This window comes from Herbidospora yilanensis, from assembly GCF_001570565.1.
GTDB lineage: Bacteria > Actinomycetota > Actinomycetes > Streptosporangiales > Streptosporangiaceae > Herbidospora > Herbidospora yilanensis.
In genome coordinates, this window is the sequence record NZ_BBXE01000013.1 from 122215 (window position 1) to 136333 (window position 14119).

Annotated in this window: 17 protein-coding genes and 1 tRNA gene; 9 read left to right on the forward strand and 9 right to left on the reverse strand. The window is 70.2% G+C overall.

The window, feature by feature from the left end; genetic code table 11:
* Positions 1–31 precede the first annotated feature (31 nt).
* Positions 32–1453 carry a hypothetical protein gene (locus AW273_RS00630; protein WP_062344125.1) on the forward strand — a complete coding sequence of 474 codons (1422 nt, stop codon included), beginning with the start codon at positions 32–34 and terminating at the stop codon, positions 1451–1453.
* Here the strand turns inward: AW273_RS00630 and AW273_RS00635 are convergent.
* Positions 1379–1891: a hypothetical protein gene (locus AW273_RS00635; RefSeq protein WP_157555499.1), complete on the reverse strand. Its 513-nt coding sequence runs from the start codon at positions 1889–1891 to the stop codon at positions 1379–1381. The genes AW273_RS00630 and AW273_RS00635 overlap by 75 nt on opposite strands.
* Entirely contained in the window at positions 1888–2475 is a 588-nt protein-coding gene (locus AW273_RS36860; protein ID WP_157555500.1) for a DUF6286 domain-containing protein, read from the reverse strand. Before AW273_RS36860 ends, AW273_RS00635 begins: the two co-directional genes overlap by 4 nt.
* Positions 2476–2598: 123 nt before the next feature.
* Here AW273_RS36860 and AW273_RS00645 point away from each other — a divergent pair, with 123 nt between their 5' ends.
* Positions 2599–3756, forward strand: coding sequence for an amino acid deaminase/aldolase (locus AW273_RS00645; RefSeq protein WP_062344131.1), 1158 nt, complete (start codon positions 2599–2601; stop codon positions 3754–3756).
* Positions 3757–3849: 93 nt separating this feature from the next.
* On the opposite strand, the gene AW273_RS00650 is transcribed toward AW273_RS00645, so the two are convergent.
* Positions 3850–4197, reverse strand: a complete 348-nt coding sequence (locus AW273_RS00650; protein ID WP_062344133.1) for a DUF3618 domain-containing protein — start codon at positions 4195–4197, stop codon at positions 3850–3852.
* A gap of 117 nt (positions 4198–4314) precedes the next feature.
* Between AW273_RS00650 and bcp the strand changes: the two genes are divergently transcribed.
* Together bcp and AW273_RS00660 are read left to right on the forward strand one after the other, a co-directional pair.
* The gene (gene bcp, locus AW273_RS00655; RefSeq protein WP_062344135.1) at positions 4315–4785 is read left to right on the forward strand and encodes a thioredoxin-dependent thiol peroxidase; all 471 of its coding nucleotides are present in this window, start codon (positions 4315–4317) and stop codon (positions 4783–4785) included.
* 37 nt (positions 4786–4822) lie between these two features.
* Positions 4823–4896: transfer RNA gene (locus AW273_RS00660), tRNA-Leu, on the forward strand.
* Between the two features lie 290 nt (positions 4897–5186).
* Here the strand turns inward: AW273_RS00660 and AW273_RS00665 are convergent.
* From AW273_RS00665 to AW273_RS00675, 3 genes are read right to left on the reverse strand one after another with little or no spacing between them, the layout of a single operon-like run.
* Positions 5187–5591 carry a type II toxin-antitoxin system death-on-curing family toxin gene (locus tag AW273_RS00665; RefSeq protein ID WP_062344137.1) on the reverse strand — a complete coding sequence of 135 codons (405 nt, stop codon included), beginning with the start codon at positions 5589–5591 and terminating at the stop codon, positions 5187–5189.
* The gene (locus AW273_RS00670) at positions 5588–5788 is read right to left on the reverse strand and encodes an Arc family DNA-binding protein (RefSeq protein WP_062345341.1); all 201 of its coding nucleotides are present in this window, start codon (positions 5786–5788) and stop codon (positions 5588–5590) included. The genes AW273_RS00665 and AW273_RS00670 overlap by 4 nt, the downstream gene beginning before the upstream one ends.
* 56 nt (positions 5789–5844) lie before the next feature.
* On the reverse strand, positions 5845–7590 hold the full coding sequence (locus AW273_RS00675; RefSeq protein WP_062344139.1) for a hypothetical protein: 1746 nt from the start codon (positions 7588–7590) through the stop codon (positions 5845–5847).
* A gap of 486 nt (positions 7591–8076) precedes the next feature.
* Between AW273_RS00675 and AW273_RS00680 the strand changes: the two genes are divergently transcribed.
* Positions 8077–8766 (forward strand): SDR family oxidoreductase, encoded by a 690-nt coding sequence (locus AW273_RS00680; protein ID WP_062344141.1) that lies wholly within the window; start codon positions 8077–8079, stop codon positions 8764–8766.
* Here AW273_RS00680 and AW273_RS00685 read toward each other — a convergent pair.
* Both AW273_RS00685 and AW273_RS00690 read right to left on the reverse strand, forming a co-directional pair.
* Positions 8754–9326 carry a TetR/AcrR family transcriptional regulator gene (locus AW273_RS00685; RefSeq protein WP_062344143.1) on the reverse strand — a complete coding sequence of 191 codons (573 nt, stop codon included), beginning with the start codon at positions 9324–9326 and terminating at the stop codon, positions 8754–8756. The two genes, AW273_RS00680 and AW273_RS00685, sit on opposite strands and share 13 nt — an antisense overlap.
* Positions 9327–9361: 35 nt before the next feature.
* Entirely contained in the window at positions 9362–9838 is a 477-nt protein-coding gene (locus tag AW273_RS00690) for a MarR family winged helix-turn-helix transcriptional regulator (RefSeq protein WP_062344145.1), read from the reverse strand.
* Between the two features lie 89 nt (positions 9839–9927).
* On the opposite strand from AW273_RS00690, the gene AW273_RS00695 reads away from it, so the two are divergent.
* Positions 9928–10503 carry an NADPH-dependent FMN reductase gene (locus tag AW273_RS00695; protein WP_062344147.1) on the forward strand — a complete coding sequence of 192 codons (576 nt, stop codon included), beginning with the start codon at positions 9928–9930 and terminating at the stop codon, positions 10501–10503.
* Positions 10504–10508: 5 nt separating this feature from the next.
* Here AW273_RS00695 and AW273_RS00700 read toward each other — a convergent pair whose 3' ends face one another.
* Positions 10509–10703: a hypothetical protein gene (locus AW273_RS00700; protein WP_062344149.1), complete on the reverse strand. Its 195-nt coding sequence runs from the start codon at positions 10701–10703 to the stop codon at positions 10509–10511.
* A 722-nt stretch (positions 10704–11425) separates the two neighbouring features.
* On the opposite strand from AW273_RS00700, the gene AW273_RS00705 reads away from it, so the two are divergent.
* From AW273_RS00705 to AW273_RS00715, 3 genes are all read left to right on the forward strand, one after another.
* On the forward strand, positions 11426–12607 hold the full coding sequence (locus AW273_RS00705; protein ID WP_062344151.1) for a sensor histidine kinase: 1182 nt from the start codon (positions 11426–11428) through the stop codon (positions 12605–12607).
* Complete coding sequence (locus tag AW273_RS00710; protein ID WP_062344153.1) at positions 12604–13281, forward strand: response regulator transcription factor; 678 nt, start codon at positions 12604–12606, stop codon at positions 13279–13281. The genes AW273_RS00705 and AW273_RS00710 overlap by 4 nt, the downstream gene beginning before the upstream one ends.
* A 92-nt stretch (positions 13282–13373) precedes the next feature.
* Positions 13374–14117 (forward strand): ABC transporter ATP-binding protein, encoded by a 744-nt coding sequence (locus AW273_RS00715; protein WP_157555501.1) that lies wholly within the window; start codon positions 13374–13376, stop codon positions 14115–14117.
* The last annotated feature ends 2 nt before the right edge of the window (positions 14118–14119 follow it).

Here is a 14119-nt window from a genome sequence, read left to right on the forward strand (position 1 = left end):
GGACTGGCGGTGAAACCCCGACAGTGCTGAAATGTCCACCGGAAAGGCGGTGGACATCATTCCCGCAGGCAAATTCGTCCGGACGCACTGGCTCTTCCTCGGCCTCCTGATGTCGGGGATTGTGATCCGGGTCATCGCCAGCCTCGGTTACCGTCCTGCCCTGTGGTTCTGGGCCGACTCGTTCTCCTACCTGAGCTCGGCCCTGGACCTGCGTCCGCTGGAGTCGCGGCCGTCCGGCTACTCGTTGTTCCTCGCGCCGTTCCGCTCGGTCGTCGCCCTCATCACCGTGCAGCACCTGCTCGGGCTCGGCATCGCGGTCTGCGTGTACGCCGTCCTGCGCAGGCGCACCTTCCTGCCGGCCTGGGCCGCCGCCCTGGCGACGGCGCCGGTGCTGCTGGACGCGTACCAGCTCCAGCTCGAACACCTCGTGATGGCCGACCTGCTGTTCACCTTCCTCGTGGTGGCGGCCGTGACGCTGCTCCTGCTGAACCCGCGGAGCCCGCTCGTGGTCGTCACCGCGTTCCTGCTGCTGGCGTTCTCGGCGATGACCCGCACGCTCGGCCTGCCGCTGATCGGGGTGGCGGCGGTGTGGCTGCTGATCGCGCGGGCGGGCTGGCGGCCGGTGCTGGCCGGGGTCGGCGCGGCGGGGGTCGCGGTGGCCGGATACGCCTTCTGGTACAACGCAGCCTACGGGAGTTACGGCCTGGGCAGCAGCAGCGTGTGGTTGTGGTCGCGCACGATGACCTTCGCCGACTGCGGCCGGATGAACCCGCCGGAGGACCTGAAGGTCCTGTGCCCCGACATCGGCCCACGGCTGGCCGCCCCCGCCTACATCTGGGATCCGCATTCGCCGATCATGAAGACCGGCAAGCAGCGCGACGAGATGGCCTCGGAGTTCTCGATGCTGGCCCTGCGCAGCCAGCCGCTCGACTTCCTGATGACGGGCCTCGGCGACGCGATGTGGGCGTTCCGCTGGGATCGGGTGGTCTATCCCTCACCCGGCACCCAGAGCGCCTACGTGTTCCCCGAGTACGTGAAGCCGCTCACCGACAAGCTCGCCTCGGCCGGGCGGTCGGCCCCGGAACTGATGACGCAATATCAGGGCTCCCGCGCCGACACCCAGGTCGTCGAGCCGTTCGCGTCGTGGACGCGCGCCTACCAGCGGCACGTCTACCTGCGCGGCCCCCTGCTCGGGGCGATCTTCGTCGGCACCTTCCTGGTGATGATCATCCGGTTCCGGGTGGCGACCCTGCTGCCGCTCGGGTTCGCGCTCACCCTCTTGCTGCTGCCCCCGCTGGTCGCCGCGTTCGACCACCGGTACGTCGTCCCGGTCGTCCCCCTCGCCTGCCTGGCGGCGGCCTGCGCGGTGGGGTGGCGGTCAACCTCGGCGAACGTGCACCGTGACCAGGACGGGAAAGAGCGGGTCCCGGCCCGCCGCGCCGCGCACGCGTGACACCGCCTCGGTGTCGATCCGGGAGACGACCTCGTCGAGCGGGGCGCCGGGGAGGCAGCGTACCGAGATCCGGAGCTTCTCCTCCCCCACGGCCCGGACACTGATCTTGTCGACTCCGGGCAGGTCCTTGAGCGCGATGGCCAGCGTCGCGGTGCCGTAGCCGTGCCGCACCCCCTCCTGCCCCAGCCCCAGCGAGCACACCAGCCAGCGGGCGGCGACGAACACCAGCAGCACGACCAGCGCCGCGGCGATCGACCGGGCCCACGGATGGGCGGTGAACGCGGCCAGCTCCCCGATCTTGTAGTCGGCCCGCGCGTCGGACGCGAACAGGACGTAGTTCCCGCCGGTCACCAGCACGACGCCCACGACCGCCAGCCCGAGACGGTCACCGTAGGGGGCGCGCATCTTCTCCGGCACCTGCATTCCGACACTCCTCATGAGCTCTTCCGGCGCAACCGGACGACAACCTCGTGACGGCCGTGCACGCCCAGCCCCTCCAGCCGGTCGCCGACGACCGCGCCGACCTCCTTGAGCAGCCCGCCGGTCCGGTTCCCCCTGGTCAGCACGGTCACCTCGATCTGCCCCCGGCGCAGCCGCACGAAGGCCAGGTCCACCCCCGAGACGGTCATCGCCACGGCGACCAGCGTGCGCTTCAGCCCCACCCGGCTCAGCCCCAGGACGAGCCCGTCGTCGGACACCTCCAGGGGCACCAGGCGGGGACGGCCCGGGATCATCGCCAGCAGCAGCAGCGCGGTCCCGGTCACCACCATCAGCGACCCGGTCAGCGCCACCAGCGGCTCGCCCCAGGCCAGGCCGAGCACGCCGGGCAGCCCCGACCAGCCCGTCGGCCATCCGGCGAACGCGCACACCATCTCGCCCACCAGCGCCGTGCCCAGCACCACCAGGGCGCCCGCGACGCCCGCGCCCGCCGGGGTCCGTCCCGGCCGCAGGGCGCGCATGGCCGTGCGGCGGCGGGCCCGGCGGCGGTCCTTGGTCGTCCGGATCTCGTCTACCGCGCTCATGGTCACCCAGGGATACACGCCCGGAGGGCCGCGATCAGCCCGCCGGGCCCGGATGACTCGATCTTGTGACAGGTTTTGCCGGGCAAATATGAAACATGCTCACAAAAGGCTAGAGTGCTGCCCATGAGCGACCGGCAGCGATACGACCGGGCCACGGCCCATCTCGACCCCCCGCTGGCCGTCGTCGACCTCGACGCGATGGCCGCCAACGCCCGGTCGATGACCGAACGGGCCGCCGGCACCCCGATCAGGGTCGCGTCGAAGTCGATCCGCTCCCGCGAGGTGCTCCGCCGCGTCCTCGACCTACCCGGTTATCAGGGAATCATGGCGTTCACGCTGCCCGAGGCCCTCTGGCTGGCCTCCTCCGGCTTCCGCGACATCCTGGTCGCCTACCCGACCACCGACCGCGCCGCCGTCGCCGCCCTCGCCGCCGACGAGCGCCTCAGCCGCGAGATCACCCTCATGGTCGACTCCCCCGAGCAGTTCCCCCTGCTGACCGGCCGCCATCCGATCCGGGTCTGCCTCGACATCGACGCCGGCTACGTCGTGGGCCGCTTCCGCGCCGGGGCGCTGCGCTCGCCCGTCCGCACCCCCGAGCAGGCCGCCGAGACGGCCCGGCTCATCGGCCGGAACCCGTCGCTGCGCCTGGTCGGCCTGATGGCCTACGAATCGCAGATCGCCGGCCTCGGCGACCGCATCCCCGGCCCCTACGGGATGGCGGTCCGCCTCGTCCAGCGCCGCTCGCGCCGGGAGCTGGCCGTCCGGCGGGCCGCCGTCGTCGAGGCGGTGCGCCAGGTGAGCGACCTGGAGTTCGTCAACGGCGGCGGCACCGGCAGCATCGAGACGACCGCACGGGAATCCGCGATCACCGAGGTGGCCGCCGGATCGGGCTTCTACCACCCGACCCTGTTCGACCGATACAGCAACTTCACCGGCCGCCCCGCGGCCCTCTTCGCCCTCCCGGTCGTCCGCCGCCCCGCCCCCGGCGTCGTGACCGTCCTCGGCGGCGGCTACCCCGCCTCGGGCGCGGGCCCCGGCCGCGCCGCCGTCCCCTACCTGCCGGAAGGCCTGCGCCACAACGGCGACGAGGGCGGCGGCGAGGTGCAGACCCCGCTCCACGGCCGCGCCGCCGACGGGCTCAAGGTCGGCGACCGGGTGTGGTTCCGCCACGCGAAGGCGGGCGAACTCTGCGAACGCTTCGACACCCTGCACCTGATCGAGGGAGACCGGGTGACGGCCACGGCCCCGACCTACCGGGGCGAAGGCCAGACTTTTCTCTGAGAACCTCTTCCGTTACGGCTCCGCCGGGCCGGCCCGCCCGCCGCCTCCGGCGCTCCGCGCGGGCGGCGGCGACCGGCCGCGCCCGGCCCGCGCCTAACGCCTCCGGCGACGCCGAACGATCATGATGATGGCCCCGACGGCGACCACCGCGCCCAGCCCGATCAGCACCGGCGCGATGGGGGAGGCCGGATAGTCGTCGTCCCACGGCTCGTCGGCCGCCGGACGGTGGCCGTTGGGGCTCTGAGCCTGCCCGACCATGTCTCCCAGAGTCGACACGACCTGCTCGGTCTGCGCCTTGACCTGGGACTTCACCTTGGCCACACTACGACCGGCGACCTTCTTGGGGCTCACCCGGTCGGCGATGGCGTCGACCGTCTTGGCCAGTTCGGCGCGAGTGCGCTCTATGCGCCGCTCAAGCGTGTCCGGATCTGGCTCGGCCATGGGGTCGCCTCCTGTCACAGGGTGTGTTCGATCAAGTCTGCCAGGTGCGGGCCGCGCATCCCGCAGCGGCCGAACCGGTAGTTTGTTCGCGTCGAGACACACCGCAACGGAGGCGACATGACCCAGCGACTCGAACCCGGCGACGCCGCCCCCGGCTTCACCCTGACCAGCGCCGACGGCGACGGAGTGTCGCTCGACTCACTCCACGGCAGGCGAGTCGTCCTTTACTTCTACCCAGCGGCGATGACTCCAGGCTGCACCAAGCAGGCCTGCGACTTCCGCGACAACCTGGCCGCGCTCACCGGCAAGGGCGTCACCGTCCTCGGCGTCTCCAAAGACAAACCCGCCAAGCTCCGCCAGTTCGCCGAGCGCGACGCGCTGACCTTCCCGCTGCTGTCCGACGAGAACCTCGACGTCCACAAGGCCTACGGCGTCTACGGCGAGAAGCAGAACTACGGCAAGACCATCATGGGCGTGATCAGGTCGACCTTCGTGATCGACCCCGACGGGAAGATCGAGAAGGCCTTCTACAACGTCCGCGCGACCGGGCACGTGGCACGACTGCTCAAGGAACTCAGGGTTTCCTGAAGGTTGACGGCGGGAGGTAGGATCACTTCCGCCCAGCGGGGTTGTAGCCCAATTGGCAGAGGCACATGACTTAGGATCATGCCAGCGCGGGTTCGAGTCCCGCCAACCCCACTCGCTCGGAACGGCTCGTGGTCGACGCCCCTTCGGGGCGGCTTTCACGAGCCGTGTCTCGCCTCACCCGGGGGGACGACCCCCCGAACCCCCCGATACGAGAGGGCTTCGCCCCCTCGCGCTCCCCCCGGCCGCTTCGCGGCCCTGCGTCGCGTTCGCTCCGGGTCGCTGCGCTCCGGCGAAGGGCTCCGCCCCTCGCGCTCCCTGGACGGCCTCGCTTCGCTCGGTTCGAAGCGGGTCATGGTGCTTCCTGTCGCCCGGAGATGAGCTGACCCTCCGCGTTTCCCCGATCACCCTCTACTGTGCTGCCGGAAGTCTGGGCCGCCGTCCAGGGCTCTCAGCCTTTTGGCGATCTCGGTCACGTCGTCGAGTTCGCCGGTGGTGACGGCGATGACCACGTTCTCGGCGGCGTCGGCGTCCGTGCCGACGAGGATCTCGCCGTTCAATTCCAGGAAGACGACGGCGCAGGTCCAGCCCAAACGTTTGTTGCCGTCGACCAGAGGGTGACCGATGATCACGCTCTGCATCAGGGCTGCGGCCTTCGTCCACAAGTCCGTATACGCGTCCTGGCCGAAGACGCTGGTCTGCGGGCGCAGAACCGCCGCGTGCAGGAGACCACCGTCACGTATGCCCACCGAAGGCAGGATCTCCTCGGCGATGGCGAGGACGTCGGTCGTGGTCAGGTAGACCGTCACTGCGACAGGCGGCGCAGCAGCTCCGCGTCGCGCTGGGCGACCTTACGGGCGATGCCCCGCACCGCGCTCGTCTGACGGCGGGCCAGGTGCTCCTCGATCGCGATCACGATCTCGGTGTTCAGGCTGTTGCCGTCCTCCTCGGCCACGGCTCGCAGCCGGCCGTGGACCTCATCGGGCAGTCGCAGTCGAAGTTCCATCCGATGATGGTACCTGTCGGCGGTACCGAACAGCGGTGTCACCCGCAGGGCGGCTCTCACTCACTGTCGTACTTCCACGACTTCAGCCTGAGTCGCTTCTTCGACGTGCCCGGGAAGACCACGACCAGGTGTTCCTCGCCTGCGTCGGCGAGCCGCACGTAGACGCGGAGCCGGTAGCGGCCCTTACCCTCGATGGCCAGATTCGGCATCGGGGCGTTCGCGCCCACGTCTCCGCCGTCCGCCTCCGGCACGGTGAGGTGGCCGGTCGGGGTGGTGATCGGCACCTCGGTGACCTGGTCCCAGCCGGCCAGCCGCAGTGGGGGCGCGGCGCGGAAGGCCTTCACGGTGAGGCACAGGTCGATGACGTCGTCAATGTGGCCGACGAGCACCGAACTGCCGGCCGCCCCGACCTGCGCGTCGTCCTTGTAGAGCCGGTCGATCGCCTGCTCGGCCAGTGTCTCGCCCCTTTCGTCCTTCGGGTCGAGGACGAAATAGCCGTAGTCGCCGTCGGCGAACAAGGAGTAGTTGGCCGTGGCCTGGACGACGCCCTTCGTCCGGGGCCACGGGTCGCGGCAGTTCGCGTTCATCTCGGCGATGTAGGCCTTGTTCGCCGCCTCCACCTCCTCGGACGAGCGCAGCAGCTCGGGCTGGGTCGCGCCGATGATCTCCGGGCAGACGTAGACGAGGTCCCACGCGTCGACGCCCCACGAGGCCCGCTCACTTCCCGCCTCCTTCAGCAGCGCCACCTGGGCCTCCCGGTCCCTCGCCCGGCACAATTCCCGGCCGTAGGCGAGGATCTGCTGGTCAGAGGTGCTGTCGGGGAACATGGGCGGGACTCCGCCCATCTGGTCCCGGGCCCGGCACAGGAACGCGTCGTCGCGTTCCTCGGGCTTCAGGTCGCCGAACTGCCGGAATTCGTCGCAGCCGATCGACCAGCCGCTGAAGGTGGTGCGCGGAGCGGACTCCGGCTGGATCAACGCGACGACCGGCAACACGGCCACGGCCGCCACCGCGACGCGGACCAGCCGCCGCCGCGCGGGCGGGAGCGGCTCCGCGGGAAGGCCGCCGGAGGGCATCTCACGAGCGGTCGCCGCGAGCCAGACGACGTGGACGAGCGCCATCGCGTCCATGAAGATCGTCAGAACCAGGCTGTCGCTCGCGAAGCCTCCGGAGAGGAACTGGAGCGGAAACACCAGCACGTAGGTGCTCAACGACAACCAGCCGAAGGTCAGCGTGCCCCGGCTCCACCGGCCGTCGCGATGTTGCCCGACGAGCGTGAGGACGGTCTCCACCAGTCCGCACACCATCAGGCCCCATCCGATGACGATGCCCGGTCCGAGTTCGAGGAGGTCGAGTTCGTCGAGCACCTCGTTGACCATCCCGGCCACCATGACCGCGAACATCGCTCCGGCCGCCGCGCGCAACACACGGGACCGCCAGCGGATGACGAGCAGGTAGAGGACGTAGACGGCGCTCCACAACACAAGGCAGAACACCAGGTCGACCATGTCGGGGAGCAGTCCCAGCGGGAACCACAACACGAGGTCGTACGCCACCGCCAGATACAGCAGCCACCGCAGCGCCCTCTCCCGGCGGTCGAGCGGTCCCGGCGCGGGCGGGCGGAGGATCAGCCACAACAACTGGGCCTTCACCAGGGCGGCCACGATGAGCACCACCCTCGTCGTGGCGTCGAGACCGTCAGGTGCGTAGAACTCCAGAAGACCCGGGTACGACCATTCGGCGCCCACCCAGAGCACGTCGTCGCTGAACACCGCGCCCACGGCCACCAGCGCCAGAACCACGCCTACTACTGCAATTCTGAAAATCCGCCATAAAAGCATGGGACGCGATCTTAGCGGGGCATGAATGAACCGGCGAACACACAATCGTGCCTCAGCGATCTCCTGGCGGTGACGAGGCGGCGAGCGGCGAGGCCGGCCAGAACGCCGAGGTCGCGCCAGATGCGAACATTCCGACGCGGTCCGGGACCACGGAATGACACGGACCTCTATTGCCAATACGGCCCATTCACCGTCAATATCCGTCATTAGCCCGGCGAAATACGATCGACCGTCCCGGCACATTCCGATACGAGGTGTCGCCCGAAAGCGGAAAGCCGGAGAAGGCGGCCCCATGAAACCCCCGGGCCGGCCCGATTCAATCTCCTGGGCGTCGAGACCGGGTCCTCCCGTCTCCGGCTGCTCGCCGGCACCCGGCCACCACGATTTGCCCCCGGTAAACCGATCGGTTTACGCTGCTGGAAACAGACCTGTTTACCGGAGGTTCCCATGAAGATCCAAGACGCGACCGTGCTGGTCACCGGTGCCAACCGGGGCATCGGGAAGTCCTTCGTCGAAGAGGCGCTGGCGCGCGGGGCGCGCCGGGTCTACGCCGCCGCGCGTAACCCCGAGGCCGTCACCACGCCCGGCGCCGTGCCCGTACGGCTCGACATCACCGACCCCGCCCAGATCGCCGAGCTCGCGGGGCGGCTCACCGACGTCGACATCGTCGTCAACAACGCCGGGGTCGCGATCAGCACGTCGATCGTCGGCGACGACATCGAGACCATCCGCCGCGAGATGGAGGTCAACTACTACGGGCCCCTCCAGGTCAGCCGCGCCTTCGCGCCCACGCTGACCGAGCGCGAGGGTCACCTGCTGATCGTCAACTCGGCGCTCTCCTGGGCCGTCATCCCGGGCACCGCCCCCTACGCGGCCACGAAGGCCGCCTCCTGGATGCTGGCCAACGGACTGCGCCTCGAACTGGCCCCCAAGGTCGGCGTGACCAGCCTCCACGTCGGGTGGGTCGACACCGACATGACCGCCGGCGTGACCGACGAGAAGGTGTCGCCGGAGGAGGTCGCCCGCGAGGCCTTCGACGGGGTCGAGAAGGGCGCCATGGAGGTGCTCGTCGACGGGACGTCCAAGCAGGTCAAAGCGGCACTGTCACTCGACCCGAGCGCGCTCTACGGAAGCTGAGCGTCGAGCAGGGTCCGCACGGCGGTCAGCAGGCTCCCGGGCATGGGCTCCTTGCGGACCGACGCGTAGGTCATCGCGCCGTCGAACAGCATCATCAGTTGTTCGCCCAGTTGGCCGGGGTCGGCGGCCCCGGCCAGCCGGGCCTCCGCCTCGAAGTGGGCCTGCATCCTCTTCTTGTACGCCACCGCCGCCACCCGCACCGGATGCGCGGGGTCGCGGATCTCGGCCGCCGTGTTCAGGACGGGGCAGCCCGGATAGTCGTCGACCTCCGAGTGGCGGCGGGCCGTGGCGAACACCGCCATGATGCGCTCGGCCGGCGCCAGGCCCGCGTCGGCGGGCGGCAGCAGGTCGGTCAGGACGCAGCTCATCTCCTCGGCCAGATAGGCCTCGATCAGCTCGTCCTTGGTGCGGAAGCGCTGGTAGAGGCTGCGCTTGGAGACTCCGGCCGTCTCCGACAGCAGGTCGACGCCGGTCACGTTGACGCCCCGGCCATTGAAGAGCCGGCGGGCACTGGTGAGCACGCGGTCGCGTACGTCGTCGGAGGGGATCGTCTCTGCCATGGGGCCAAGTCTAACTCGTGGGGAAACAGATGGGTTTACTCCGCGTCGCACGCGTCGATGGCTCCCAGGATGTCCTCGGAACACCGATGCAGGGAGGCCAGCCGATTCTCGTCGAGGGCGTCGATCACGAGCTTCCGCACCGTCGCGACGTGGCCCGGCGCCAGTTTCACGAGATGGGCGTACCCCTCGTCGGTCAGGATGGCGTTGGTGAACCGGCCGTCACCCGGGTCGGGCTCGCGCCTGACCAGGCCGCGCTTCTCCAGCCGCCGCATCAGGTGCGACAGCCGCGACAACTCCGAGTTGACCAGCACGGCCAGGCCGCTCATGCGCATGGTCCGGTCGGGGGCGTCGGAAAGACCGGCCAGCACGTGGTATTCGACGAAGTTGAGCCCGCCGTCGCGCTGGAGCTGCTCCTCCAGGGCGGCGGGCAACCGGGCCAGCATGAGGCTGAACGACCGCCAGGCCGCCAGCTCGTCACTGCTCAACCAGCGCACCCCGTCTGTTGTGGTCATGCTCACAGTCTAGGCTATGACTTGAACGTTCATGTCATTGCCGTCTAGTCTCTCATCTCGTTGAAACTTCAACTTCTGAGGAGTACGAGATGAGCAAGCTGAAGATCGCGGTGATCCTGGGCAGCACCCGTCCCGGTCGCAACGGCAAGGCGGTGGCCGACTGGGTCATGACCCGGGCCAAGGACCGCACCGGCGCCGACTACGAGCTCGTCGACCTGGCCGACCACCCGCTCCCCCACCTCGACGAGGCCTACCCGCCGAGCTTCGGCAACTACTCCGGCGACCACACCAAGGCGTGGGCGGCCACCATCGACTCCTACGACGGGTTCGTCTTCGTCACGCCGGAGTACAACCACTCGACCTCGGGCGTCCTGAAGAACGCCATCGACTACCTCTACAAGGAGTGGAACAACAAGGCGGCCGGCTTCGTCTCGTACGGCTCTCTCGGCGGCGCCCGCGCCATCGAGCACCTGCGCGCGATGCTCAGCGAACTCCAGGTCGCCCACGTGCGGCAGCAGGTGTCGTTCTCGCTGTTCCACGACTTCGAGAACTTCACGCACTTCCAGCCGTCGCAGATCCACGACGCCTCGGCCGACACCCTCTTCGACCAGCTTGAGTCGTGGGCGGGGGCCCTGCGTCAGGTGCGCGCGGGCGTGGCCGCCTGAGCGGCTTACGAGCGGGGGAACTCGCAGCGGAAACCGGTGTCGGTCCGCTCGCAGTACCGGGGGAGGTTCTGCCGCGGACCGGGCTGGTCGACGACCACCCCGAACCTCGGCCGCTCATCCCGCCAGGGCCGGTCGACCGCGACCACGAGAAGGGCGCCGACGATGACGCCCACCAGCCCCGCGGCGAGCAGGGCGACCACACCGAACCGGCGACGGGGGGCCGGTTCGGAAGCGGAGACGGTACGCCATCCAGGGGCGTCCCATCCGGCCCCGCCGGGTCCGAAGGCGTATCCGGCGGGCGTCTTCTTCGCGGCGGCGGGGCCGCCGAAGCGATAACGGGGCGGCGGGGGCGAGGCGAAGCTGCCCGAACGGGGCGCACCGGCCCCAGGGGAACCCGCACCAGGAGAACCCGCACCAGAGGAATCGACGCCGGAAGGGCTCGCGCCGAGGGCCCCGGTGCCGGCGTCGCCGGTCGGGGCGGCGGAACCCGCGCCGGGCGGGTCTGATCTGGTGGAATCCGTGCCGGCCGGGCCTGCGCCGGCAGCACCGGTCGCAGAGGAGTCCGTGTCCGCGGGGCCTGCGCCGAAGGCGCCCGCACGAGCCGGATCCGGGGAAGAGGCCGTGCCGTGAGAGCTCGCGCCGAAGGCGCCGATTCCCACTGTCGGGATCTCCCTGGTGGGGGAGTCGGCCGGGTCGCGCGGCGTGATGTTCGTGTCGTCAGTACCGCGCGGCCCGGCGTCGTGATCCGTCATCGCGAATCGTTTCTCCCTTTAACACCCCAAGGATGCAGCTCCCGAGATACATACTGCCCGGCTCCCCGTAAGAGGCGCGTAAGCGGCGCCCGGTCTGCGACCTGGGTCGTAGAGCCGAATCCGCCGCTAGGCGGACCGTGCCGGGAACTGCGCATACGTACTCTTGAGGCGTGCTCGGCAAGCTACGCGCCCTCAAGCGGCGGCACCCCGCGTGGATCGACACGCTGCTGGTGACGCCGCTGGTGCTGTACTGCCTGCTGAGCGCGCCCGACATCGGCGCCGGGCTCGACATCACCGGAGGTCCGGGCATCGGGACCTGGGGGGTGCTCGGCCTCTCGGCGCTGCTGGTCGGGCCGCTGTTCTGGCGGCGGCGTTTCCCGCTCACGGTGATGGCCCTCGTCTCGGGCGTCAGCCTCGTCCAGTGGCTCGGCGACGTCGCGGCGATCCCGGCCAACCTCGCCGTGCTGGTGGCGATGTTCACCGTCGCGGCGTCGTGCTCGTTGCCGTGGGCCGTGGCCGCGGGGGCCGTCGCCGAGCTCGGGACCGGCATGGTGCTGAGCGACTGGGGCGAGCTCGACCTGGAGATCTTCCTGAACGCCTCGGTGTTCGTGGTCGCCGTCTGGATCGGCGGCATCTACGTCAACATGCGGCGGCGTTTCGTGGAGAACCTGGTCGAACGGGCCGAACGCGCCGAGAGGGAGCGCGACCAGCAGGCGCTCATCGCCACCGCCGCCGAGCGCGCCCGGATCGCGCGGGAGCTGCACGACGTCGTCGCCCACAACGTCAGCGTCATCGTGGTCCAGGCCGACGGGGCCGGGTTCGCCATCGACAGCGACCCCGACCAGGCCAAACGGGCCGTCGAGGCGATCTCGGCGACCGGCCGGCAGGCGCTCGCCGAGATGCGGCGGCTGGTCGGCGTGCTGCGCGACGACGGGGCGCGGTCGGAGGAGTACGCGCCCCAGCCGGGGCTCGGCCAGCTCGACGAGCTCGTACGTCAGGTGCGCGCGTCCGGGCTGCCGGTGGACGTCCAGGTGGAGGGCACACCCGATCATCTCGCGGAAGGACTACAACTGGTGATCTACCGGATCGTCCAGGAGGCGCTGACCAACACCCTCAAACACGGCGGTCCCGGGGTGAAGGCCACGGTCCAGGTCGTCTACGGCCCCCGCGACGTGCTGTTGCGGATCGCCGACGACGGCCGGGGCGCCGCCTCGGCCACGGGCGAGGGCGGCCACGGCCTCATCGGCATGCGCGAACGGGTCTCCATGTACGGCGGCGACGTCCACGCCGCCCCCAGGCCCGGCGGCGGCTTCCTCGTGGTGGCGCGCATCCCGGCGGGGGGCCCGCGATGATCCGGGTCATCCTGGTCGACGACCAGGAACTGGTCAGGGCCGGGTTCCGCATGGTTCTGGGCGCGCAGCCCGACATCGAGGTGGCGGGCGAGGCCGGCGACGGCGCCGCCGCCGTGGAACTGGTCAGGGGCGGCCTGGCCGCCGACGTCGTGCTGATGGACGTGCGGATGCCGCGCATGGACGGGGTCGAGGCCACCCGGCTGATCACCTCGTCGCCGAACCCGCCCAAGGTCCTCATCCTCACCACGTTCGACCTCGACGAATACGCCTTCGCGGCGATCCGGTCGGGCGCGTCGGGCTTCCTGCTGAAGGACGTGCCGCCGGCCGACCTGCTGAGCGCGATCAGGTCGGTGCACGACGGCGACGCCGTGGTCGCGCCGTCGACCACGCGTCGGCTGCTCGACCTCGTCTCCGCCTACCTGCCCGAGGCGCCCACGGCCCCGGAGCCCGACAGCCTGACCGCCCGGGAGCGGGAGGTCCTCGTCCACGTGGCGCGGGGGTTGTCCAACGCCGAGATCGCCACCCGGCTCACCCTCGCCGAGGCCACCGTGAAGACCCACCTGGGGCGGATCCTGGCCAAGCTGGAGCTGCGCGACCGGGCGCAGGTGGTGGTCTACGCGTACGAGACCGGGATGGTCGGCCGAAAGTCTGACCCCCGGCTACCTCCCCGGTAGCAACAGAGGCCCCGGAGGCGACCGCAGAACCAGGCGAAGGCCGTCCGGGCGACCGAAGAGAAGTCATGGGCGCGTCAATAGCGTTGACGACCATGACGATGACTACCGACGTCCGCGCCGCCGTGGTGGCACGGGGGCTCAGCAAGATCTACGGCCAGGGCGACGCCGCCGTCCACGCGCTGCGCGGCATCGACGTGAGCTTCGCCACTGGGGCGTTCACGGCGATCATGGGGCCGTCGGGGTCGGGCAAGTCCACCCTGATGCACTGCCTGGCCGGGCTCGACACGGTCAGCTCGGGCCATGTGCACATCGGCGACGCCGACATCACGACCTTGTCCGACAAGCAGCTCACGCTGCTGCGCCGTGAGCGCATCGGGTTCGTGTTCCAGGCCTTCAACCTGTTGCCCACCCTGACGGCGGAGCAGAACATCCGCCTGCCGCTGGAGATCGCCGGGCGGCAGGCCGACCAGGTTCTCATGGACCGCGTGGTCGAGACCGTGGGGTTGCGCGACCGCCTCTCCCACCGGCCGAGCCAGCTCTCCGGCGGCCAGCAGCAGCGTGTGGCGGTGGCCCGCGCCCTCATCAGCAAGCCCCAGGTGATCTTCGCCGACGAGCCCACCGGCAACCTCGACTCCCGCAGCGGCGCCGAGGTCCTGTCGTTCCTGCGCCGGTCGGTACGCGAACTCGGCCAGACGATCGTGATGGTCACCCACGACCCGGCGGCCGCCTCCTACGCCGACCGCGTGGTGTTCCTCCGCGACGGGCTGCTGGTCAGCGAAGTGACCCAGCCGACCCCGCAGAGCGTCCACGACATGCTGCTGAAGCTGGAGGCCTGAGC